The sequence below is a fragment of the Variovorax sp. OAS795 genome, from assembly GCF_040546685.1.
Lineage (GTDB): Bacteria > Pseudomonadota > Gammaproteobacteria > Burkholderiales > Burkholderiaceae_C > Variovorax.
The window spans coordinates 4406140-4425472 of record NZ_JBEPOH010000001.1; the positions used below are offsets into that span (position 1 = coordinate 4406140).

At 68.2% G+C, this 19333-nt stretch carries 20 protein-coding genes and 1 pseudogene; 15 read left to right on the plus strand and 6 right to left on the minus strand.

Annotated features, from left to right (window positions below):
- Positions 1-46: 46 nt before the first annotated feature.
- Positions 47-598, minus strand: a complete 552-nt coding sequence (gene msrA / locus ABID97_RS21355) for a peptide-methionine (S)-S-oxide reductase MsrA (RefSeq protein ID WP_354400566.1) — start codon at positions 596-598, stop codon at positions 47-49.
- Between the two features lie 101 nt (positions 599-699).
- Here msrA and ABID97_RS21360 point away from each other — a divergent pair, with 101 nt between their 5' ends.
- The 4 genes from ABID97_RS21360 to ABID97_RS21375 all read left to right on the plus strand — a co-directional run bounded on the left by ABID97_RS21360 (position 700) and on the right by ABID97_RS21375 (position 4057).
- Entirely contained in the window at positions 700-1377 is a 678-nt protein-coding gene (locus ABID97_RS21360) for a TetR/AcrR family transcriptional regulator (protein WP_354400567.1), read from the plus strand.
- Between the two features lie 94 nt (positions 1378-1471).
- Entirely contained in the window at positions 1472-2149 is a 678-nt protein-coding gene (locus ABID97_RS21365) for a protein-L-isoaspartate O-methyltransferase family protein (protein WP_354400569.1), read from the plus strand.
- A gap of 14 nt (positions 2150-2163) precedes the next feature.
- Complete coding sequence (locus ABID97_RS21370) at positions 2164-2502, plus strand: rhodanese-like domain-containing protein (RefSeq protein WP_354400570.1); 339 nt, start codon at positions 2164-2166, stop codon at positions 2500-2502.
- A gap of 22 nt (positions 2503-2524) precedes the next feature.
- Entirely contained in the window at positions 2525-4057 is a 1533-nt protein-coding gene (locus ABID97_RS21375) for a TolC family outer membrane protein (protein WP_354400571.1), read from the plus strand.
- Positions 4058-4072: 15 nt separating this feature from the next.
- On the opposite strand, the pseudogene ABID97_RS21380 reads toward ABID97_RS21375, so the two are convergent.
- Positions 4073-5450, minus strand: a pseudogene (locus ABID97_RS21380) (3-deoxy-D-manno-octulosonic acid transferase).
- Between the two features lie 4 nt (positions 5451-5454).
- Complete coding sequence (locus tag ABID97_RS21385) at positions 5455-6837, minus strand: phosphomannomutase/phosphoglucomutase (RefSeq protein WP_354400572.1); 1383 nt, start codon at positions 6835-6837, stop codon at positions 5455-5457.
- Between the two features lie 111 nt (positions 6838-6948).
- On the opposite strand from ABID97_RS21385, the gene ABID97_RS21390 reads away from it, so the two are divergent.
- Genes ABID97_RS21390 through ABID97_RS21400 form a run of 3 tightly spaced genes read left to right on the plus strand, consistent with a single transcriptional unit; the run spans position 6949 to position 10044 of the window.
- Positions 6949-8526 carry a DNA-3-methyladenine glycosylase 2 family protein gene (locus ABID97_RS21390; protein ID WP_354400574.1) on the plus strand — a complete coding sequence of 526 codons (1578 nt, stop codon included), beginning with the start codon at positions 6949-6951 and terminating at the stop codon, positions 8524-8526.
- A gap of 6 nt (positions 8527-8532) precedes the next feature.
- Positions 8533-9027, plus strand: coding sequence for a methylated-DNA--[protein]-cysteine S-methyltransferase (locus tag ABID97_RS21395; RefSeq protein WP_354400575.1), 495 nt, complete (start codon positions 8533-8535; stop codon positions 9025-9027).
- A 45-nt stretch (positions 9028-9072) separates the two neighbouring features.
- Entirely contained in the window at positions 9073-10044 is a 972-nt protein-coding gene (locus ABID97_RS21400; RefSeq protein WP_354400577.1) for a DMT family transporter, read from the plus strand.
- On the opposite strand, the gene ABID97_RS21405 is transcribed toward ABID97_RS21400, so the two are convergent.
- Positions 10019-10672, minus strand: coding sequence for a DUF1345 domain-containing protein (locus tag ABID97_RS21405; RefSeq protein WP_354400578.1), 654 nt, complete (start codon positions 10670-10672; stop codon positions 10019-10021). The genes ABID97_RS21400 and ABID97_RS21405 overlap by 26 nt on opposite strands.
- A 211-nt stretch (positions 10673-10883) precedes the next feature.
- Between ABID97_RS21405 and ABID97_RS21410 the strand changes: the two genes are divergently transcribed.
- The 5 genes from ABID97_RS21410 to ABID97_RS21430 all read left to right on the plus strand — a co-directional run bounded on the left by ABID97_RS21410 (position 10884) and on the right by ABID97_RS21430 (position 14553).
- Complete coding sequence (locus ABID97_RS21410; RefSeq protein WP_354400579.1) at positions 10884-11723, plus strand: hypothetical protein; 840 nt, start codon at positions 10884-10886, stop codon at positions 11721-11723.
- A gap of 95 nt (positions 11724-11818) precedes the next feature.
- Positions 11819-12706 carry a phosphate/phosphite/phosphonate ABC transporter substrate-binding protein gene (locus ABID97_RS21415; RefSeq protein ID WP_354400580.1) on the plus strand — a complete coding sequence of 296 codons (888 nt, stop codon included), beginning with the start codon at positions 11819-11821 and terminating at the stop codon, positions 12704-12706.
- A 48-nt stretch (positions 12707-12754) separates the two neighbouring features.
- Positions 12755-13459 carry a glutathione S-transferase N-terminal domain-containing protein gene (locus ABID97_RS21420; protein ID WP_354400581.1) on the plus strand — a complete coding sequence of 235 codons (705 nt, stop codon included), beginning with the start codon at positions 12755-12757 and terminating at the stop codon, positions 13457-13459.
- 250 nt (positions 13460-13709) lie between these two features.
- Positions 13710-14327, plus strand: coding sequence for an RNA polymerase sigma factor (locus ABID97_RS21425; protein WP_354400582.1), 618 nt, complete (start codon positions 13710-13712; stop codon positions 14325-14327).
- Positions 14320-14553, plus strand: a complete 234-nt coding sequence (locus tag ABID97_RS21430) for an iron dicitrate transport regulator FecR (protein ID WP_354400583.1) — start codon at positions 14320-14322, stop codon at positions 14551-14553. Before ABID97_RS21425 ends, ABID97_RS21430 begins: the two co-directional genes overlap by 8 nt.
- Positions 14554-14559: 6 nt before the next feature.
- Here ABID97_RS21430 and ABID97_RS21435 read toward each other — a convergent pair whose 3' ends face one another.
- The gene (locus ABID97_RS21435) at positions 14560-14811 is read right to left on the minus strand and encodes a hypothetical protein (protein ID WP_354400584.1); all 252 of its coding nucleotides are present in this window, start codon (positions 14809-14811) and stop codon (positions 14560-14562) included.
- 9 nt (positions 14812-14820) lie between these two features.
- On the minus strand, positions 14821-16515 hold the full coding sequence (locus ABID97_RS21440) for a cyclic peptide export ABC transporter (protein WP_354400585.1): 1695 nt from the start codon (positions 16513-16515) through the stop codon (positions 14821-14823).
- 151 nt (positions 16516-16666) lie between these two features.
- On the opposite strand from ABID97_RS21440, the gene fhuF reads away from it, so the two are divergent.
- The 3 genes from fhuF to ABID97_RS21455 are packed head-to-tail and all read left to right on the plus strand — an operon-like array spanning position 16667 to position 19331.
- The gene (fhuF, locus tag ABID97_RS21445; RefSeq protein ID WP_354400586.1) at positions 16667-17395 is read left to right on the plus strand and encodes a siderophore-iron reductase FhuF; all 729 of its coding nucleotides are present in this window, start codon (positions 16667-16669) and stop codon (positions 17393-17395) included.
- Between the two features lie 50 nt (positions 17396-17445).
- The gene (locus tag ABID97_RS21450; RefSeq protein ID WP_354400587.1) at positions 17446-18297 is read left to right on the plus strand and encodes a formyltransferase family protein; all 852 of its coding nucleotides are present in this window, start codon (positions 17446-17448) and stop codon (positions 18295-18297) included.
- Positions 18294-19331, plus strand: a complete 1038-nt coding sequence (locus ABID97_RS21455) for a GNAT family N-acetyltransferase (protein WP_354400588.1) — start codon at positions 18294-18296, stop codon at positions 19329-19331. The genes ABID97_RS21450 and ABID97_RS21455 overlap by 4 nt, the downstream gene beginning before the upstream one ends.
- Positions 19332-19333 lie beyond the last annotated feature (2 nt).

The window sequence follows — 19333 nt, forward strand, 5'->3', positions numbered from 1 at the left end:
GGCTGGGGTGAGCGCGGTGTGCACGGAAGGCGGGGCCGGGAAAAGATCAGCCCTTGACCCGCGAGGCGAAGGTCTTCTGGAACTTCTCGACCTTGGGGCCGACGACGAAAGCGCAGTAGCCCTGGTTCGGGTTGTTCAGGAAGTAGTCCTGGTGATAGGCCTCGGCCGCCGAGTAGTTGGCGAGCGGCGCCACCTCGGTCACGATCGGCGACGCGTAGGTCTTGCTTGCCTCGATCTCGCGGATGACCTCGTCTGCCACCCGCTTTTGCGCATCGCTTGTCACGTAGATGCCGCTGCGGTACTGGGTGCCTGCGTCGTTGCCCTGGCGGTTCAGCGTCGTGGGGTCGTGCACCACGAAGAAGATCTCCAGGATTTCGCGCAGGCTGATGGCGGCGGGGTCGAACTCGACCTTGACCACTTCCGCATGCCCGGTGCGGCCGGTGCAGACCTGCTCGTAGCTCGGGTTGACGGTCTGGCCGTTGCAATACCCCGATTCCACGTCGACCACGCCCTGAACGCGGTCGAACACGGCCTCGGTACACCAGAAGCAGCCTCCACCGAGCACGATGGTTTCTGTGGGCGACGGTGAAGAGGACATAGGCTGCTCCGGCAGGTGGGAAAAAGGCGAACCCGATATTGTCGCGGCTTGACGGCCCCGATGCGGGTCACTACATTACTAACCCGTCAGTCATTAATCTCATGCCCACGCCCCGTTTCCTTGCCGACAAGCTCTGTCCTGTGCGCTCCAAACGCGAGCGCCGCAAGGAGGCGCGTCCGGGCGAGCTGCTGGCCGCGGCGCTCGACCTGTTCGTCGAAAAGGGCTTTGCCGCCACCCGTTCCGAGGAGGTGGCCGCCCGCGCGGGGGTCTCCAAGGGCACCCTCTTCCTGTATTTCCCGAGCAAGGAAGAGCTCTTCAAGGCCGTGGTGGTCGAGAACCTCAGCGGCCGGTTCTCCGAATGGAACCAGGAGTTCGAGACCTTCGAGGGCAGCACGGCGGACATGCTGCGCTATTGCATGCGCATCTGGTGGGAGCGGGTCGGCATGACCAAGGCCTCGGGGCTGACCAAGCTCATGATGAGCGAAGGCGCCAATTTCCCCGAACTGGCCGAGTTCTACCGCCGGGAGGTGATCCGTCCCGGCCACACGCTGCTGCGGCGCATCCTGCAGCGCGGCATCGACCGCGGCGAATTCGCGCCGGTGGACGTCGACCATGCCATCTACGCCGTGATCGCGCCCATGATGTTCCTCATGCTCTGGAAGCATTCGGCCATGGTCTGCGTCGACGAGGATGCCCCGCTCGACCCCGAAAAATACCTTGCGACGCAGGCCGAGACCGTGCTCTACGGCCTCACGCGCCCGCCGGGAGCCGCGGCATGACGGGCAACAAATGGATGGCGGGCCACCCGCGGGCCGGGGCTGGGCAACCTAAAATTGAAGGTTTGTCCTGAGTCCCACAAGGAAAAGCCCCGCAATGAACCCGACCCCCACCCTCGAGCGCTTGCGCTTCAACATGATCGAGCAGCAGATCCGGCCCTGGGACGTGCTCGACCTCGAAATTCTCGACCTGCTGGCCACCATCCGCCGCGAAGACTACGTGCCGGCCGAGCACCGCGCGCTCGCCTTCTTCGACATGGAGCTTCCGCTCGGCGACGGCTCGGTTCCGGGCCAGGTGATGCTGTCGCCCAAGGTCGAGGCACGCATGCTCCAGGACCTGCATGTGCAAAAGCACGAGTCGGTGCTCGAGATCGGCACCGGATCGGGCTTCATGGCCGCCCTGCTCGCCCATCGCGCGGCCCAGGTGCTGTCGCTCGAGATCGATCCCGTGCTGGCCGCCCGCGCCGCCGACACGCTGCGCCAGAACGGCGTGACCAATGTCGAGGTGCGCAATGCCGATGGCGCCGTGCCGCTGCCCAGCGGCCCGAGCTTCGACGTGATCGTGCTCAGCGGCTCGGTGGCGCGCATTCCGCAAAACCTGCTCGGCTCGCTGAAGGTGGGCGGCCGCCTCGCCGCCATCGTGGGCGACGAACCGATGATGCGCGCCCACTTCGTCACGCGCAGCACCGAAAGCAAATGGGACACCATCCAGCCCTGGGACACGGTGGCACCGCGTCTGCTCAACTTTCCCGAGCCCTCGCGCTTCTCTTTCTGACCGGGCACCACCGCATGATCGATCAAGTCCGCCCGTCCGACCTGGCCGCCTGGTTTGCGCAGAGCCCCGGCGCCGTGCCCGTGCTGCTCGACGTGCGTGAGCCCTGGGAGCTGCAGACGGCAAGCGTCGCCCCCCAGGGCTTCACGCTGGTCGCCATCCCGATGAACGAGATTCCGGGGCGCCTTTCCGAACTCGACGAAGGCCAGCGCATCGCCTGCCTCTGCCATCACGGCGCGCGCAGCCAGCGCGTGGCGGCCTTCCTGAGCCAGAACGGCTTTGCCGAGGTGGCCAACGTGGCCGGCGGCATCGACGCCTGGTCCGCACAGCACGACCCCGCCGTGCCGCGCTACTGATTCTTTCTCCCAAGGACGTTCAATGCCTTCCAGGCCCAGGCTCTTGCCTCTTTCCGCGGCGCTCGCAAGTCTCTTTGCCACGCTGCTCGCATTGCCGGCCCAAGGCCAGACACTGAACGAACTCTACGATTCCGCGCGCGGGTTCGATGCCACCTACCAGGGTGCCCGCGCCCAGTACGAGGCAACCGTGGCGCGCGCCGCGCAGGCCAAGGCCGGCATCCTGCCGGCGGTGGGACTCACCGCCGGCGTATCGCGCAACGCGCTCGACATCGACACGCTCACCGGCCCCGGCCGCGGAACGACGACGCCGCGCGACTTCACCACGCAGAACATCGGCGTCAACGCCACGCAGCCGCTCTACCGGCCCGCCAACTGGGCCACCTACGAGCAGGGCAAGCGCCAGGCCGAGATCGCGGAGGCGGTGCTCACCGCGGCCGAGCAGGACCTGATCGTGCGCGTGAGCCAAGCCTACTTCGACGTGCTCGCGAGCCAGGACAGCCTGACGCTGGTGCGCGCGCAGAAGGTGGCCGTGGCCGAGCAGCTCGCATCGGCCAAGCGCAACTTCGAGGTCGGCACCTCCACCATCACCGACACGCGTGAAGCCCAGGCGCGGTACGACCTCGTCATTGCGCAGGAGATCGCCGCCGAGAACGACCTGCAGGTGAAGAAGGTGGTGCTCGACCAGCTCGTGGGCCGGCCGGGCAGCGTGCCGGTGCCGCTGGCGCAGCCCGTGGTGCTGCCCACCGCCATGCCCGCCAACATCGAGGCCTGGGTTGCGCAGGCCGAGGACGTGCATCCCTCGATCCGCCAGGCGCGGCTCGGGCTGGACGTGGCGGGGCTGGAAATACGCAAGGCCGAAGCCGGCCACAAGCCCACGCTGGACGCCAACCTGGGCTACAACGTCACGCGCAACCCGCAGGGGACCAGCACCAGCACCGTGGGCACGCGCATCAATGCCGCGTCCGTGGGCGTGGTGTTCAACCTGCCGCTGTTCGCTGGCTTCGCGACCGAGAACCGCATCAAGGAAACGCTGGCGCTCGAAGACCAGTCGCGCAGCGTGCTCGAAGGCACCCGCCGCAGCGTGGCGCAGGCCACGCGCGCGGCCTACCTGGGGCTGGTGTCCGGCGCGGGCCAGGTGAAGGCGCTCGAAGCCGCCGAGGCTTCGAGCCAGAGCGCGCTCGATGCGAACCGGCTGGGCTACCAGGTGGGCGTGCGCATCAACATCGACGTGCTCAATTCGCAGAGCCAGCTGTTCCAGACCAAGCGCGATCTCGCGCAGGCGCGCTACAACGTGCTGCTGGGCAACCTGAAGCTGCGCCAGGCGAACGGCACGCTGACGGTGGAAGACATGAACGCGATCAACGCGACGCTGGCGAAGAACGGAAGCACGCCTGCCGCCGCGCCTTCTTCGTCGCCGTCTCCTTCGACAGTGCCGGTGGCGCCGCCCAGCATTCCGGTGGTGCCGCCGGTGACCGTGCCGCCGTTCAATCCGCCGGCACCGACGATGCCCTCGGCACCGCCGCCACCGGTGATCCTGAATCCCCCGGTTCGCTGAGGATCCGGCGCGCGGCTATTCGAGCGTCGGCTCGGCCCGCGTCTCATCGAGCGGCGCGGCTTCGGTCACCACAGGGTCGGCGGCCTGCGCAATGGCCAGCACCGCGGCCGCCGTGCGTTCGGCCGCACCGCGGTTCGATGAAGAGAAGGCCAGCGCGGCCTCCGCCATCACGGCGCGGCGTTCGGGGTTCTCGACCAGCTTGAGCGCCGCGGTCACGGCCTGCTCCATGTTCTCGACGCGCAAGGACGCGCCGGCCGCGAGCGACAGTTGCGCGGCCTCGGCAAAGTTGAAGGTCGATGGGCCCATGACCACCGGGCAACCGCATGCGGCCGGCTCGATGAGGTTCTGTCCACCCAGCGGCTCGAAGCTTCCGCCGAGCAGTGCGACATCGGCCAGGCCGTAGTACAGGGCCATCTCTCCGAGCGAATCGCCGAGCCAGATCTCGGCGTCGGCCGGCTGGCCCGCGGCGCTGCGGCGGGCCACCGCGAAGCCCTGCGATTCGATCAGTGCGGCCACTTCGTCGAAACGCTGCGGATGGCGCGGCACGATCATCCACTGCACGTCGTGCACGCGCTTGGCAATCGAACGCACCGCGCCCTGCTCGGGCGGCACCGGTGCGGTGGCGCCAAAGCGCTTGAGCACCTCGAGAAGCATGCGCTCCTCGCCGTCGCGCGAACTCGCGAGCACCACCATCGGCTTGGGCAGGCGCTCGCGCAGCGCCACGGCCGCGGTGAGCTGGCGCGCATCGGGCGAGGCATCGAACTTGAGGTTGCCGTAGATGCCGGCCACCTTGGCGCCGAGCGACACCAGCCGGTGCGCATCGGCTTCGGTCTGGGCCCACACGGCGGCCAGCGCCGAGTACGCGGGGCGCGCGAGCCAGCCCAGGCGCTCGGCCGCGGCGAGCGATTTTTCATTGAGCCGCGCGTTGGCCAGCACCAGCGGAATGCGGCGTTCGGCGCAGGCCGCCGCCATCTCGGGCCAGACCTCGGTTTCCATCAGCACGCCGATGCGGGGCTGGAAGCGGTCGAGAAAGCGCGCCACGGCGCCGGGCGTGTCCCACGGCTGCCAGACCTGCGTATCGCCGGGTTCGAGCAGCTTGGCGCCTTCTTCGCGGCCCGTGGCCGTGCCGTGCGTGAGCAGGATCGGTATGCCGGGATATTGCCGGCGCAACTCCGCGATCAGGATGGCGGCCGCGCGCGTTTCGCCCAGCGAGACCGCGTGCACCCAGCACTGGCCTTCACCGGTGGTGGCGTCGTCGTAATGGCCGAAGCGCTCTTCGACGGCCACGGCGTAGCCCGGTTCGGCCACCCGCGCGGCGCCGCAGCTTGCGGCGAACCAGCGGTTGCACGGCGGTGGTGAAGGCGCCATAAAGGCGCAGCAGCAGCGAACGCACGGTCTCAGTGCGACGCTTCGGCCAGCGTCGCGTCGGCCTTGACGGTTCGAAGGAGCGCGAGCATTTCGGCTTCGATACGCTTCAGGGCCGCATCGGTCTGGCCCTCGAAGCGCAGCACCAGCACCGGCGTGGTGTTGGAAGCGCGGATGAGCCCGAAACCGTCCGGCCAGTCGACCCGCAGGCCGTCGATGGTCGAGACCACCGCGGGTGCCGCAAAGCGCGCACTGGCGACGAGCTGGTCGACCACCGCGTGCGGTTCGCCCTCGGCGCACTTCACGTTGAGTTCGGGGGTCGAGAAGCTCGTGGGCAATGCATTGAGCGTGTCGCTCGCGTTCGGCGTCTTGCTCAAGATCTCGAGCAGGCGGCAGCCCGCGTAGGTGCCATCGTCGAAGCCGAACCAGCGCTCCTTGAAGAAGATGTGGCCGCTCATCTCGCCGCCCAGCGGCGAATCGATTTCCTTCATCTTGGCCTTGATGAGCGAATGGCCGGTCTTGAAGATCATGGGCTTGCCGCCCGCCGCCTCGATGGCCGGCGCGAGGCGCTGCGAGCACTTCACGTCGTACACGATGGTGCCGCCCGGCACGCGCGAGAGCACGTCCTGTGCAAAGAGCTGCATCTGGCGGTCGGGGAAGATGTTCTGGCCGTCCTTGGTGACGATGCCCAGCCGGTCGCCGTCGCCGTCGAACGCGAGGCCCAGCTCGGCGTCGCCCGAGGCCAGCGCGGCCATCAGGTCCCTGAGATTCTCGGGCCGGCTCGGATCGGGGTGGTGATTGGGAAAGTCGCCGTCGACCTCGCTGAACAGCTCGGTCACTTCGCAGCCGATGGCGCGGAAGATCGCGGGTGCCGTGGCGCCCGCGATGCCGTTGCCCGAATCGACCACGATCTTCAGCGGGCGCGCCAGCTTGATGTCGCCCACGATGCGCTGCGTGTAGGCCTCGGTCACGTCGACCTTGCGCACGCTGCCGCCGGGCGCGAGCCTTGCGCTGCCGTCTTCCATCACCTTGCGCAGGCCCTGGATCTCGTCGCCGTAGATGGCGCGCCCGGCCAGCACCATCTTGAAGCCGTTGTAGTCCTTGGGGTTGTGGCTGCCCGTGACCTGGATGCCGCTCGAACTCAGCGTATGGGCCGCAAAGTAGAGCATGGGCGTGGTCACCGCCCCCACGTCGATCACCTCGATGCCGGTCGCAACCAATCCGCTGATCAGCGCCTCGACGAGCGCGGGGCCCGAGAGGCGGCCGTCGCGGCCCACGGCCACGGTCTTTTCACCGGCTGCGCGTGCGGCACTGCCGAAAGCCCGGCCGAGCGCTTCCGCGACCTCGGCATCGAGCGTGACGGGCACGACGCCCCGGATGTCATAGGCCTTGAAGATCGATGCGCTGAGTTGCATGAAGAGGCATTCCCTGTAGTTCTAAAGACTGGGCCATTGTAGGCAAGGGTTCCGGCGCCCACATGTCCGGAAACGGCCAGTTGAAACGACTCGAAACCTTATCATTTGCCCATGCCTACCCTTCATGCCTCCACCGAAGCGCTCGAGAGCGACGCCTGCTACCTGGCAATGAAGACGCACGACGCGCGCTTCGACGGCTCGTTCTTCACCGCGGTGACCTCCACCGGCATCTACTGCCGGCCGGTCTGCCGCGTGAAGCTGCCGCGGCGCGAGAACTGCAGGTTCTTCCGCCATGCGGCGCAGGCAGAGGCCGAAGGCTTTCGCCCCTGCCTGCGGTGCCGGCCCGAACTCGCACCGCGCGCCGCCAGCTGGTCGACCGAAGACGCATCGCGCATCCTCGCGCTGCAGGCCGCACGGCTCATCGACGAGCCCGATGCCTGGGCCGAAGAAGGCCCGGGCGCGGCGCAGATCGCGGCGCGGCTCGGCGTGAGCGACCGCCACCTGCGGCGCATCTTCGAGGCGCAGTTCGGCGTGTCCCCGTTGCAGTACCTGCAAACGCGCCGCCTGCTGGCCGCCAAGCAGCTGATCGCCGATACGCGGCTGCCGATGACGCAAGTGGCGCTGGCCAGCGGCTTCGCGAGCGTGCGGCGGTTCAACGCGGCCTTCGTGGCGCACTACGGCCTCAACCCCAGTGCGCTGCGGCGCGCCGGCGGCGTGGAGGGTGGCGAAGGCAAGGCCATCGAAGTGCGGCTGGGCTATCGTCCGCCGTACGACGCCGACGCGATGTTCGGCTTCTTCGCACGCCGTGCGCTGCGCGGTGTCGAGGCGGCAAGCACGGCCGATGGCCAGGCGCCCGCCAAGGGCAGCATGCCGACCTATGTTCGCCTCGCCCGCACGCTGCGCGTGCAGCAAGCGGGACAGGCGCATGCCGGCTGGCTGCAGTTGCGCTTCGACATGGCGCGCGAGCAGATGCTGCTGTCGGTCAGCGATTCGCTCGCCGCGGTGCTGCCGATCGTGATCAGCCGCGCTCGCGCCATGCTCGACCTGGACGCCGAGCCGATGGCCATCAACGCGGCGCTGCACGCATCCTTTCCGCATGGCGACGGACTGCGCGTGCCGGGCACGGTCGACGGCTTCGAGCTGGCGGTGCGCGCAGTGCTCGGGCAGCAGGTCACGGTGGCTGCGGCGCGCACGCTGGGCTCGCGGCTGGTCGAAGCTTTCGGCGAGCCGATCGCCACGCCCATCGAGGGGCTGGACCGGCTGTTCCCCACGCCCGCGGCACTGGCCGAAGCAAGCGGTGATGCGCTGGGGCAACTCGGCATCGTGCGGCAGCGGCAGGCCGCTCTTCAGGCCATCGCACGCGAAGTCGCCGCCGGCAAGCTGGCGCTGCATGCGGGGGCCGACGTGCCCTCGACCATCGCCGCGCTGCAGGAGCTCCCCGGCATCGGCGCATGGACGGCGCAGTACATCGCGATGCGCGCACTGCGCTGGCCCGACGCGTTTCCCGCCGGCGACGTCGCGCTGCAGAAAGCCTTGGGCGTGACCACGGCGCGCGCGGCCGGCGAGGCATCGCGGGCATGGCGGCCGTGGCGCAGCTACGCAGTGCTGCGCGCCTGGCACGCGCCGGCGCCGGGTGCGGATGCGGCGCCGTCTTTCAACCACCTCGCAACGGCAGGCGCCACCGCCTGAAACGCCATGAAGTTCAAGAGCAAGACCCTCTACACCTCGCACATCGATACGCCGCTCGGCGGCATCACGATGGCGGCCACCGACGAAGGCCTGGCCGGCGTCTGGTTCGACCAGCAGCGCCACTGGCCCGACACCACGGGTTGGCAGGCGCGGGACGATCATCCGGCACTGGTCGAGGCCGGCATGCAGCTGCGCGACTACTTTGCCGGCAAGCGCGACACCTTCGACGTGAAGCTCGATCTGTCGCACGGCACCGCGTTCCAGCAGAGCGTGTGGCGGGCGCTGCTCGCCATACCGGCGGGCAAGACCATGACCTATGGCGCACTGAGCGCGAACGTGGGCAACCCCACCGCAGTGCGCGCGGTGGGCGCGGCGGTGGGGCGCAACCCGATCAGCGTGATCGTGCCGTGCCACCGCGTGCTGGGTGCCGATGGGTCGCTGACCGGTTACGCTGGCGGGCTCCACCGCAAGACCGCGCTGCTGGCGCTGGAGTCGAAGTAGACAGGGCCCGCGCCCGCGGCGATGCGCACCACCGAACGAGAACGCATGAGCACGACAACAAAAGACAACACCGCCCCCGCCGCTTCATCACCCAAGCCCAAGGCCTGGCTCCTCGATCTCGTGCTGTTGGGCGCGCTCTGGGGCGCCTCCTTTCTCTTCATGCGCATCGGCGCGGCCGAGTTCGGTGCGTTGCCGGCGGCCGCGGTGCGGGTCGCGGTGGCCATGCTGTTCCTGTTGCCGCTGCTCTTCCTGCGCGGCCATGGCGCTGCGCTGGCGCAGCACTGGAAGGCAACGATGGCGATCGGCGTGCTGAACTCGGGCATTCCGTTCGCGCTCTTCTGCTTCGCCCTCTTGACCATCAACAGCGGCCTGGCAGCGGTGCTCAACGCCACGGTGCCGATGTTCGGCGCGCTGGTGGCGTGGGCCTGGTTCCGAGACCGGCCCGATGGCTCGCGCATCGTCGGCCTGGTCATCGGCTTCGCGGGCGTGGCCCTGCTGGCGAGCCGCAGCGCCGGATTGCATGCCGATGCAGGCGGCCATGCCGCACTGTGGGCCGTGCTGGCCTGCCTCGCCGCATGTGCGAGCTACGGCCTGTCGGCCAGCGCCACGCGGCGCTACCTGGGCGGCGTGCCCGCACTGGCCACGGCCACCGGCAGCCAGATCGGTGCCACGCTGTTCCTCGCGTTGCCCGCGCTGTGGTTCTGGCCCACGCAGATGCCGAGCCTGCGTGCATGGCTGGCCCTGCTTGCGCTGGGCGTGGCGTGCACCGGGCTTGCGTACATCCTGTTCTTCCGGCTCATCGCCAGTGCGGGGCCGGCGCGCGCGCTCACGGTGACTTTCCTCGTGCCCGTGTTCGCGGTGTTCTACGGCGCGGTGTTTCTCGGCGAGAGCATCACGCAGTGGATGCTGATCTGCGCGGCCGTCATCGTCTGCGGCGTGGCCCTGTCCACCGGCCTCGTGAAGCTCTGGCCGCGCGCGAGCCCACCGGCCGCTACATCGCCCCCGCGACCACGTTGACGGACAGCGCGAGCACCAGCATGTTGAAGGCGAAGGCCAGGACGCTGTGCACCAGCGTGATGCGGCGCATCTCCCGCGACGTGGCCTGCACGTCGGACACCTGCGTGGTCATGCCGACCACGTAGGCGTAGTAGATGAAGTCGAAATAGTCCGGCTCCTCCTTGCCGGGAAAATCGAGCCCGCCGTCGGGCGAGCCGTCGCGCTGGTCGATGTAGTAGCGGTGCGCATAGTGAAAGGCGTAGATCGTGTGCATCATGAGCCACGAGCCCGCCAGCGCCACCACCCCGAGCGCGATATGCCCCGCGCGCGCCGGCCCGCTCATGAGCTTGACCTGCTGCAGCAGCATCGCGATGGCCACCACGCTCGCCCCGATGACCGCGAGCATCGATACCAGGATCACGACGTTGGGCTGGTCCAGCGACTGCGCGCGCTGGCGGGTTTTCTGTGCATCGAAAGTATCTGCCAGCCACCACGTCAGCAGGAGAAACACCACGCAATTGGTGCACCAGCCTGCCAGTGCCCGTGCCATGCCGTCGAGCGGCCAGGCGCCGGCCGCGACAGCGATGCCCGCCACGCCGGCATAGAGAAGACGCTGCGGACCGGTGGTCGCGGAGAGGTGTTTGCGCATCGTCAAAGCTTAGCTTGAATACTTTCTTCAGACCTGACCGTGCCTGCATCGCCGCCGTCCTACACATGCAACGGCAATCTGCGCATTCGCCTCCCGCGGGCGCGCAGTTAACTTTGGAGGACATCAAAAAGGGAGCCGTCGCCCGGAGCCCGCGCGCATAAATATTGCGTGCCCAGCCCGAGGCGTATTTTTTTGCCTGGAAGGACCCTTCATGCCGCTGCCACGCTCCCGCCCACTTGCCGCCACATCGAGATTGACAACACTGGTCACGTTGGCCGGTGCCGGATTGCTCTTCGCCCATGCCGCGGCCTGGGCCGAGCCTTCACCCGCACTGGACCGCTTCAGCTTCTCGGTGGGAGCCTTCAGCGCCGATCCCAAATTCAATGCCTCCGTCAACTCGCCCTACGGTGCGCTGCGCACGCGCGACCTCGAGCCCGGCCGCGTGACCATGCCCCGCGTCACGGCCGACCTGCTGATCGGCGACAACCACGGCCTCTCGTTCGACTACTACCGCTACAAGCGCGACTACTTCGGCCAGGCCGGCGGCAACGAGTCCTTCGGCGGCTTCGGCACGGTCAGCGCGGTGGGCAACGCCAACCTCAACGTGAAGCTCGACTTCGCGAAGCTCTCGTACAAGTGGTGGCTCGGCTCGGGCAACACGGTGTTCGGCCTGGGCGCGGGCGCGGCCTACTACAGCATCGGCGTGGGCACCAACGCCAACGTCGCGGTGAACGGACGCATCCGAACATTGAACGAAGACTCGAGCGACAACGCCGTTGCGCCACTGCTCGAACTGGGCGTCCGGCATGCCATCAATCCGGACCTGCGCCTGTTTGCCGACCTCTCCGGCGTGCGCAAGGGCGGCGGCCGGTTCCACGGCAGCATCTACAACGCTTCCGCGGGGGTCGAATGGTTCCCGGTGAAGAACGTCGGCGTGGTGCTCGCCTATGGCGTCACCGACATCGACCTCGCGCGCGAGGGCAGCACCACGGAGACCCGCGTCAAGGTCAGGCTGCACGGACCCTCGGCCTTCCTCAAGGCGCGCTTCTGAGGCTGGAGCGCAGCGCCATGCACCGGGAGTGGTGCGCAAAGGTATAGGTGCTTGCGATCATCGGCAGAGACGCGAGCGGCCCCTAAGATCTTTTCATGGACCTCCGCACCCCCACCACCTTCCGCGCAGAGACGCGCGCCACCCGGACAGAAGCCCGCCCCCTCCAACCATCGCTGCGCGCTGCGGCCCACACAGCGGCTGCGCTGCTGCTGGCCGCGGCGTTGCCGGCCCACGCGCTGGTCATCGGCGTGACGGAAGGCGTGAGCTACCAGGTCACCGAAAGCCAGATCGCGCCGCGTTTCGAGCCCATTGCCGAGGTCCTGAGCAAGGCGCTGAAGCAGCCCGTGACCATCAAGGTGTTGATTTCATACAACGGCGCGCGCGAGGCCTTGAAGGAACAGCAGGTCGACATCGCGTTCATCCACCCGGCCCACGTGGCCATGGAAGCCGTGAAGAGCGGCCGCTACCAGGCCCTGGCATGGACCAGCGGCTTCACCGCGTACAAGGTGTCGCTCCTGTGCAAGGAGCCGCAGCCCATCTCCGACTGGAAGAGCATGTCGGGCAAGGGCCTGGTGATGCCCGACCCGGATTCGATCACCTCGGTGATCACGCGCGCCATGCTGCGCGAGCACGGCCTGCAGCCCGCCGCACTCAAGCTCACCAACACGCGCTACCAGGACGCGGTCCCGTTCTATGTGCAGAACAACTTCGCGGCCTACGGCGCCACGGCCGCGTCGGGCGTGGTCAAGACCTGGAAAGACGGCGGCGGCAACGTGTGCGCGGAGTCGCGCGCGGTTCCCATCAAGCAGTGGGTGGCGTCGCGCAAGCTCGATGCCGCCACCGCCAGCGCCGCGCGCGAAGCCCTGCTGGGCCTGGCACAAAGCGACGCCGGCAAGCGCGCGCTCGCCACATCGACCTACACTGGCTTCGTCGCACCCTCCGCCGACGTCGAGACGGCCCTGATGACTTGGCTCGGCATCTGAAGAAAGTTGGCGGGCGCGGTGCCCCACTCCGCATTCCATGAACCGCCCATGACCGACCTGTCCAGCTTTCCCATCACCCAGAAATGGCCTGCCCTCCACCCTGACCGGCTGCAGCTGTATTCGCTGCCCACGCCCAACGGCGTGAAGGTGTCGATCATGCTGGAGGAAACCGGCCTCCCCTACGAGCCGCACCTGGTGAGCTTCGAGACCGGCGACCAGATGTCGCCCGAGTTCCTCTCGCTCAACCCGAACAACAAGATTCCGGCCATCCTCGATCCCGACGGGCCCGGCGGCAAGCCGCTCGCGCTGTTCGAGTCGGGCGCCATTCTCCTGTACCTGGCCGACAAGACCAGCCAGTTCATTCCGCAGGACGCCGCGGGCCGCTACGAAACCATCCAGTGGCTGATGTTCCAGATGGGCGGCATCGGCCCGATGTTCGGACAGCTCGGCTTCTTCAACAAGTTTGCCGGCAAGGACTACGAGGACAAGCGTCCACGCGACCGCTACGTCGCCGAATCGAAGCGGCTGCTCGGCGTGCTCGACAAGCGGCTCGAAGGCCGCAACTGGGTCGCGGGCGACGGCTACACCATCGCGGACATCGCTATTTTTCCGTGGGTGCGCAACCTGGTCGGCTTCTACGAAGCGGGCGACCTGGTGGGCTTCGGCGAGTTCAGGAACGTGGCGCGCGTGCTCGAAGCCTTCGTGGCGCGGCCGGCCGTCGTGCGCGGCCTGGGCATCCCGAAGCGGGCCTGATCGCGGCCTTGCTTCTTCGGCGACGTGGCCTCGTGCGCCCCGCCGAAAACAGAACTATTCATTTCCCGGACAGGTGTCTTTTTCAGGGCACGCGCGGGGGTTGCCGAATCTTTTCCCCGCCTCGTTCAGGCGCGGTTAAGGTTACACTTCAATAAGAATAATTCTTATTCAATGTACCGAGTCGCCGCGCAGATCGCGCCGGTGGCCGGCCCGGGAACACCACTGCGACAACTTGCGAGAAGGCGATCGGATGCGCGACCTCGTCCAGGAACTTGTGGCTCACTATGCGGACCTGCGCCGCCAGCTGACGCGCGACCTGCGGGACCCCCACTACGCGGCGGACATCGCGCAATCGAGCTTCGAGCGGGTGTATGCGCACGCGCTCAAGATCAACGACGGCGTCCGCATCGACGCCGTGCCCGACGGAGCGACCGGCGCGGGCGGCATCGAGTCGCCGCGCGCGCTGCTGTTTCGCGTGGCACGCAACCTCTGCGTGGACGATGCGCGCCGGCGCAAGGTGGCGCAGGACTGGGTCAGCACGCATTTCAGCGCGGGCTCGCGACAGGCGGTGCCGTCGTGCGAATTCATCGCATCGCAGCAGCAGGTGCTGGCGCGCGTGGTCGAGGCGCTGGAAACGTTGCCGCCCCGGCGGCGCGAAGTGTTCCTGTTGTTCCGTGCCTACGGACACACGCGCGCCGAGATCGCGCAGCAACTGAAGATCACCGAGATGGCGGTGGCCAAGCACCTGCTGCGCGCAGCCATCGACTGCTCGCGCGTTTTCGCACGGCTGCGCTCGGAGCTGGTCGAACACACGGCCGTCTCGAACCGCGCGGGCTTCGACGCGAAGCTGGCCGAAGACTTTGCCTGAGCGCCGCATCGCGCCCCGCGCGCCGGACGAAAAGCGCATCGAGCGTGCGCTCGCGCTGATCGTCGAGAGCGAAAGCGCACCGCACGATGCCGCAGCGGCGGCCCGCCTGGCGTTGGCCAACTGGCGCGGCAGGTCGGCCGAACATGCTGCCGCGGCAGAGGAGGCCCGGCGGCGCTGGGATGCGCTCGGCGGCATCGCGGCCGCGCTGCGCGACACGCGTACGTAGCGCCCGCTACTGCAGCCGGCGTTCCTCATGCGCCGCCTCCTCCAGGGCGGGCTTCATGAGCGCGGCACCGGTCAGTGCCCACAGCGTCAGCACGTCGTCCAGCGCGCAGATGTGCCCGGGATCGACGCCGAGCCAGCGCACGAGTTGCTCCGCGCGCTCGGGCGAGGGCGCGTCATGCAGCGTGCAGAAGAGCGTCCATGCGATGTCGAAGGCGGGGCCGTCGCCGGGCGGCCAGGTCGTGCAAGTCTTGTCTTTCATGGCCCTCCTTCACGCGGCGAGGCTTTCCCGCGATGCATGCACCCTGTCTTCCGCGATCTTGCCCGCACGCATCGTGATGACGCGATCGGCCAGGTGAAAGTAGCGGTCGTCGTGCGAGATCACCACCAGCAGGTGGCCCTTGGCACGCAGCTCGGGCAGGAGCTCGGTGTAGAACAGGTGGCGGAAGGCCGGGTCCTGGTCGGCGGCCCATTCGTCGAACACCAGCACCGGGCGGCCTTCGAGGTACGCGTGCACCAGCGCGAGCCGCTTGCGCTGGCCGGTCGAGAGGTCGGTGGTGCTGAAGGCGCCGTTCTTCAGGCTCACCTTGTGGGCGATCTCCAGCCGCTCCAGATACGGCAGCGCCGTTTCGGGCAGCACCTCCATGCCGGCGCCGCCCTCGCTCTCTTCGCCGGCGACGAGATCTTCGAACAGGTAGAAGTCGGAGAACACGGTGGTGAAGAGCTGGCGGTAGTCGTCGCGGCCCTCGGGCTTCACGACCGAACCGTCGATCAGCACCTCGCCGGCCTGCGGCGCATAGAGCCCCAAGAGCAGCTTGACGAGCGTGGTCTTGCCCGAGCCGTTGTCGCCCACCACGAACACCATCTCGCCGCGGCGAAGCTGCAGGTCGATCGGCCCGAGCGTGAAGGCCTCGCCCCCTTCGGGCGCATCGAAGGCATAGCGCACGCTGCGCATGCCGATCTCGTTCTTCAGGATCACGCCGTTGGATGCGCGCGCAAGGTGCAGGTGCGGCTCCGGCGTGGCAAAGCGCGCCGACAGGTCGCCGATGCGCTCGAAGGCCACCTTGGCACGCCCCACGCCGGGCAAGGTGAGCGCGATCTGGTCGAGCGGGCCTTTCAGGAACAGCAGCACCAGCACGAAGCCGCTGACCACTGCCGGCTCGGTCGTGCGGAACGCGGCCCAGCCCAGGATCAGCGCAATCAACAGGAAGAACAGCGCCGAACCAAAGGCCGTCGCAATCACATAGGTGTTGATCGCACGTCCGTTGACCACGCGGATGGTGTCGACGATGCGCTCGATCTGACCCGCGAACATGCGCGTGCGGCGCGCGCGGTGCATGCGCAGTTCCTTGGCGCCTTCGCTGATGGCGCGGTAGGCCTTGTGCAGCTGGTCCTCCTGCTCGCGCGCTTTCCAGAAGCCGGCCTCGCCGCGGATCTGCGCCATGAGCTGCACGGTGATGCCGATCGCCAGCGCCACCAGCATCAGGCCGAACAGCGGCAGAGAGAGGAACGCCAGGTAGCCCAGGCAGCCCAGCGCCACCGCCAGCGCGATCAGCGTTCCCGAGAGCGCAAAGGCCACGTCGCTGATCATGTCCACGTCCTGCGACAGCACCGGCATGAGGCGGTGCGTGCGGTAGCGCTCCAGCGCATCGATGGGCGCCGAGAGGATCTTCTGCGCCAGGCTCTTGCGCACCTGGGCCACCAGCCGCTGGCCGACGAAGTTGGTCGACACGTCCGACACCATGCGCCCGAACAGTGCCACGCCGCACAGGCCGATGAAGGTCAGCAGCAGCCCACCCGCGAGTCCGCCCGGCTGGTTGAGCACGCGGTTGATGGTGCCCAGCAGCGCGACCGTGGCGGCACCGGCGCCGACGCCCGTGACGGCCGACAGCACGATCCACGGCAGGAAGGGTTTCAGCAGGCGCGCGATCTCGGCGCCGTTGCCTGGGGTGGTGGTGGTAGTCATGCAAAGGCTCTTTCCGCCCGGGGGCGACAGCGATGGCTGCGTGCCACCTACTGCCTAGACGGCCGAGCCGCGGCAATGTTCAGCCGGCGCCCGGATGAACAAGCGGCCTTCGAATCCGTCTTGCAGGAATGACCGTGCCGAACGCCGCCCCATGATCCCGCTGCTGGTGCCGCTGTTCCAGGGCGAGCTGGCCGTGCACGGCGAGAAGCTGCAGTGTGCCGACACCGTGCCTGCGGGCATGGTGCGCGTGGCCGACCTTGCGCAGTCACCCGCGCTGCTCGCGGGCGTGCTGGACCGCAATGCCCTCTCCAGAGGCGCGAGCGGAGGCGACCGGCGTGCGGTCGCTTCGGCGTGGAGCCTCGAATACATCGCGATGCTCTTGCCGCCGGTCATGGCCGCGGCCAGCATGCTGCAGCACGTGTTCCCCATCGCGGCGGAACACACCTGGGTGCGGCTGGACGCGCACGGCGGCCCGGCCGGCTTTCACATCCGGCAGCCGGGCCGGCCGCTTCACGGGACCGATGCCGCAGAGCGCTACGGACCGCTGCTGTGGCAGCACCTCGCCCCGCTCTTCGACGCCTTGAGCGGCCTCACGCGGCTGGCGCCCAAGATCCTCTGGAGCAACACCGTGCGGCTCATGGAGCCGGTGTTCGATGCGGCACTGGCCGCGACCGGCGGCGCAGCCTCGATCGCGCAGGACCGCCAGTTGCTGCTGCACACCGCGGCATGGCCGCGCGATCTTCGCGCCAACCCGCTGCACGGCCGCGAACGCCGGGCCCCTGTGAAGCTGCACCGCGAGTGCTGCCTCAACCACCTGCTGCCGCACGAGCACCACTGCAACGCCTGCCCGCTGGCACCGGCGCACCGCGGCTTCGGGTGAACAGATTGCGGGCCATTCCGTCTTCCATCTGTCCATTCCATTCCACATCCATGTCCAAGGCCAAGCTCGTCTACATCCTGTCATTGAGAAATGCCCCGGCCGACCAGGCCGGCCAGCAGATTGCGTACAAGGGCGGGCAGCGCTACATGGCGTCCCCGCTCGAGTACCTGGCGCGGGCGCTCGACGAGACGCCACTGGGCGATGCCTATTCGCTCGAAGGCATCGTGACGGACGACGACCCGCATTCGCCACGCGACCGGGCCGCGCTGCGGGACTACGGCTTCTCGTGCCAGCCCGGCCAGCCGTGGATCTTTCCGCATGGGCTCACAACGCAGGGCAAGCTGCTGGCCGGCCTGTTCCATCCGGTGCCTTCCGAGTACCGCCGCCTGCCGCTCGATGCGGCCGATCGGCCCGCCGGCAAGCGCCGCTTCGAGCGCACGCTGCTCGACAAGCTGCTGACCTTGCAGGCCGATGTCGTCGTACTCGACGGACTGCTCGTCATCCTCGACGAGCTGGTGCGGCCCGGCGCGCCGTTCCACCGCAAGATCGTCAACATCCATCCGGGCATCACGCGCGCCGAGTCGCCCTACGTACGCCGCGGCGCCTGCGCCACGCTCGATGCGCTGCATGGCGCGCAGGGCCGCAGGATCGTCGATTGGGCAACGATGGAAAGCGTGGCCGTGGCGCCGCTTTTCAAGACCGGCGCCTCGCTGCACTACGTGGACAACGGCATCGACTCCGGCGAGGTGATCCACGATGCACTGCGCACAGGCATCGACCCCGCGGACACGATCCTGGAGCTGCGCTGGAACAACTTCAACCACAGCCTCTTCCCCGCCCTGCACGAGGGGCTGGCCCTGCTCGCGGGGCAGCGGCAGCCGCTCACCGAAAGCATCGCATGACGACCCCTGCCCATGTTTCCTATGCGGGCGGCATGCCGCACGCGATCACGCGCGAGGGCGACGGCCTGCTCGGCGTGCGCAATACGCAGCACGGCTCGCGCTCGCTGTGGAAGACCGGCGAGGGTGCCACGCTCGCGTGGGTGGACGGCAGCGATGCCTCCAGCACCCATCTGCTCGCAGCGCTCGAAGGCGCGTTCGAATGCCACCCGGCGAGCAAGACCTTCAACGTGGCCCCGAGCCGGCCGGCCGCGGCGCTCGTTCAGGCCGGCGTGCTGCTTCAAGCCGAAGGCGGCCATGCACTCGCATGCCGCGACATGCTGTGGCAGCAGCCTTCCCTCTGGCTGCCCACCGTGCACCCGCCCATCGCGCTGCGCCATGCGCTGACCCAGGGCAAGCGCCACCCCGTGCGCCCGCCCAAGCCGCGCGGCCTGCTCTACCAGCGTTTCATTCCCTGGCTCGGCAAGACCTTCTCGTTTCGCAGCTTCGACCTCGAGGCCGACCTCGCCATGCTAAACCGCTGGATGAACGACCCCGACGTGGCCGTGATCTGGGAGGAGGAAGGCGACCTCGACAAACACCGCCACTACCTCTCGGCCATCGACCGCGACCCGCACATGTATTCGATGATCGCCTGCCTGGACGGCGAGCCCTTCGGCTACTTCGAGATGTACTGGGCCAAGGAAAGCCGCATCGCGCCGTTCTACGACGTGAACGACCACGACCGCGGCTGGCACGTGCTCATCGGCGAGCCCGCGTTCCGCGGCAGGGCATTCGCCACCGCATGGCTCACCTCCATTTCGCACTACATCTTCCTGTGCGATCCGCGCACGCAACGCGCGGTGGGCGAGCCGCGCATCGACCACCTGCAGCAGATCCGCAACCTGGACAAATCCGGCTACGCCAAGGTGAAGGAGTTCGACCTGCCGCACAAGCGCGCGCTCCTGGTCGTGATGCTGCGCGAACGCTATTTCACCGATGCGCTGTGGCTGCCCCGCAGCGACGCCGCCGCCCCGCCCGCCCAACACTCTGCGTAAAG

Coding starts and splice junctions, on each gene's coding strand:
- ABID97_RS21400 (WP_354400577.1), top strand. CDS start 9,073: ATGAGCACGACAACAAAAGACAACACCGCCCCCGCCGCTTCATCACCC.
- fhuF (WP_354400586.1), top strand. CDS start 16,667: ATGATCCCGCTGCTGGTGCCGCTGTTCCAGGGCGAGCTGGCCGTGCAC.
- ABID97_RS21425 (WP_354400582.1), top strand. CDS start 13,710: ATGCGCGACCTCGTCCAGGAACTTGTGGCTCACTATGCGGACCTGCGC.
- ABID97_RS21410 (WP_354400579.1), top strand. CDS start 10,884: ATGCCGCTGCCACGCTCCCGCCCACTTGCCGCCACATCGAGATTGACA.
- ABID97_RS21440 (WP_354400585.1), bottom strand. CDS start 16,515: ATGACTACCACCACCACCCCAGGCAACGGCGCCGAGATCGCGCGCCTG.
- ABID97_RS21455 (WP_354400588.1), top strand. CDS start 18,294: ATGACGACCCCTGCCCATGTTTCCTATGCGGGCGGCATGCCGCACGCG.
- ABID97_RS21390 (WP_354400574.1), top strand. CDS start 6,949: ATGCCTACCCTTCATGCCTCCACCGAAGCGCTCGAGAGCGACGCCTGC.
- ABID97_RS21360 (WP_354400567.1), top strand. CDS start 700: ATGCCCACGCCCCGTTTCCTTGCCGACAAGCTCTGTCCTGTGCGCTCC.
- ABID97_RS21435 (WP_354400584.1), bottom strand. CDS start 14,811: ATGAAAGACAAGACTTGCACGACCTGGCCGCCCGGCGACGGCCCCGCC.
- ABID97_RS21420 (WP_354400581.1), top strand. CDS start 12,755: ATGACCGACCTGTCCAGCTTTCCCATCACCCAGAAATGGCCTGCCCTC.
- msrA (WP_354400566.1), bottom strand. CDS start 598: ATGTCCTCTTCACCGTCGCCCACAGAAACCATCGTGCTCGGTGGAGGC.
- ABID97_RS21415 (WP_354400580.1), top strand. CDS start 11,819: ATGGACCTCCGCACCCCCACCACCTTCCGCGCAGAGACGCGCGCCACC.
- ABID97_RS21385 (WP_354400572.1), bottom strand. CDS start 6,837: ATGCAACTCAGCGCATCGATCTTCAAGGCCTATGACATCCGGGGCGTC.
- ABID97_RS21395 (WP_354400575.1), top strand. CDS start 8,533: ATGAAGTTCAAGAGCAAGACCCTCTACACCTCGCACATCGATACGCCG.
- ABID97_RS21450 (WP_354400587.1), top strand. CDS start 17,446: ATGTCCAAGGCCAAGCTCGTCTACATCCTGTCATTGAGAAATGCCCCG.
- ABID97_RS21370 (WP_354400570.1), top strand. CDS start 2,164: ATGATCGATCAAGTCCGCCCGTCCGACCTGGCCGCCTGGTTTGCGCAG.
- ABID97_RS21365 (WP_354400569.1), top strand. CDS start 1,472: ATGAACCCGACCCCCACCCTCGAGCGCTTGCGCTTCAACATGATCGAG.
- ABID97_RS21375 (WP_354400571.1), top strand. CDS start 2,525: ATGCCTTCCAGGCCCAGGCTCTTGCCTCTTTCCGCGGCGCTCGCAAGT.
- ABID97_RS21405 (WP_354400578.1), bottom strand. CDS start 10,672: ATGCGCAAACACCTCTCCGCGACCACCGGTCCGCAGCGTCTTCTCTAT.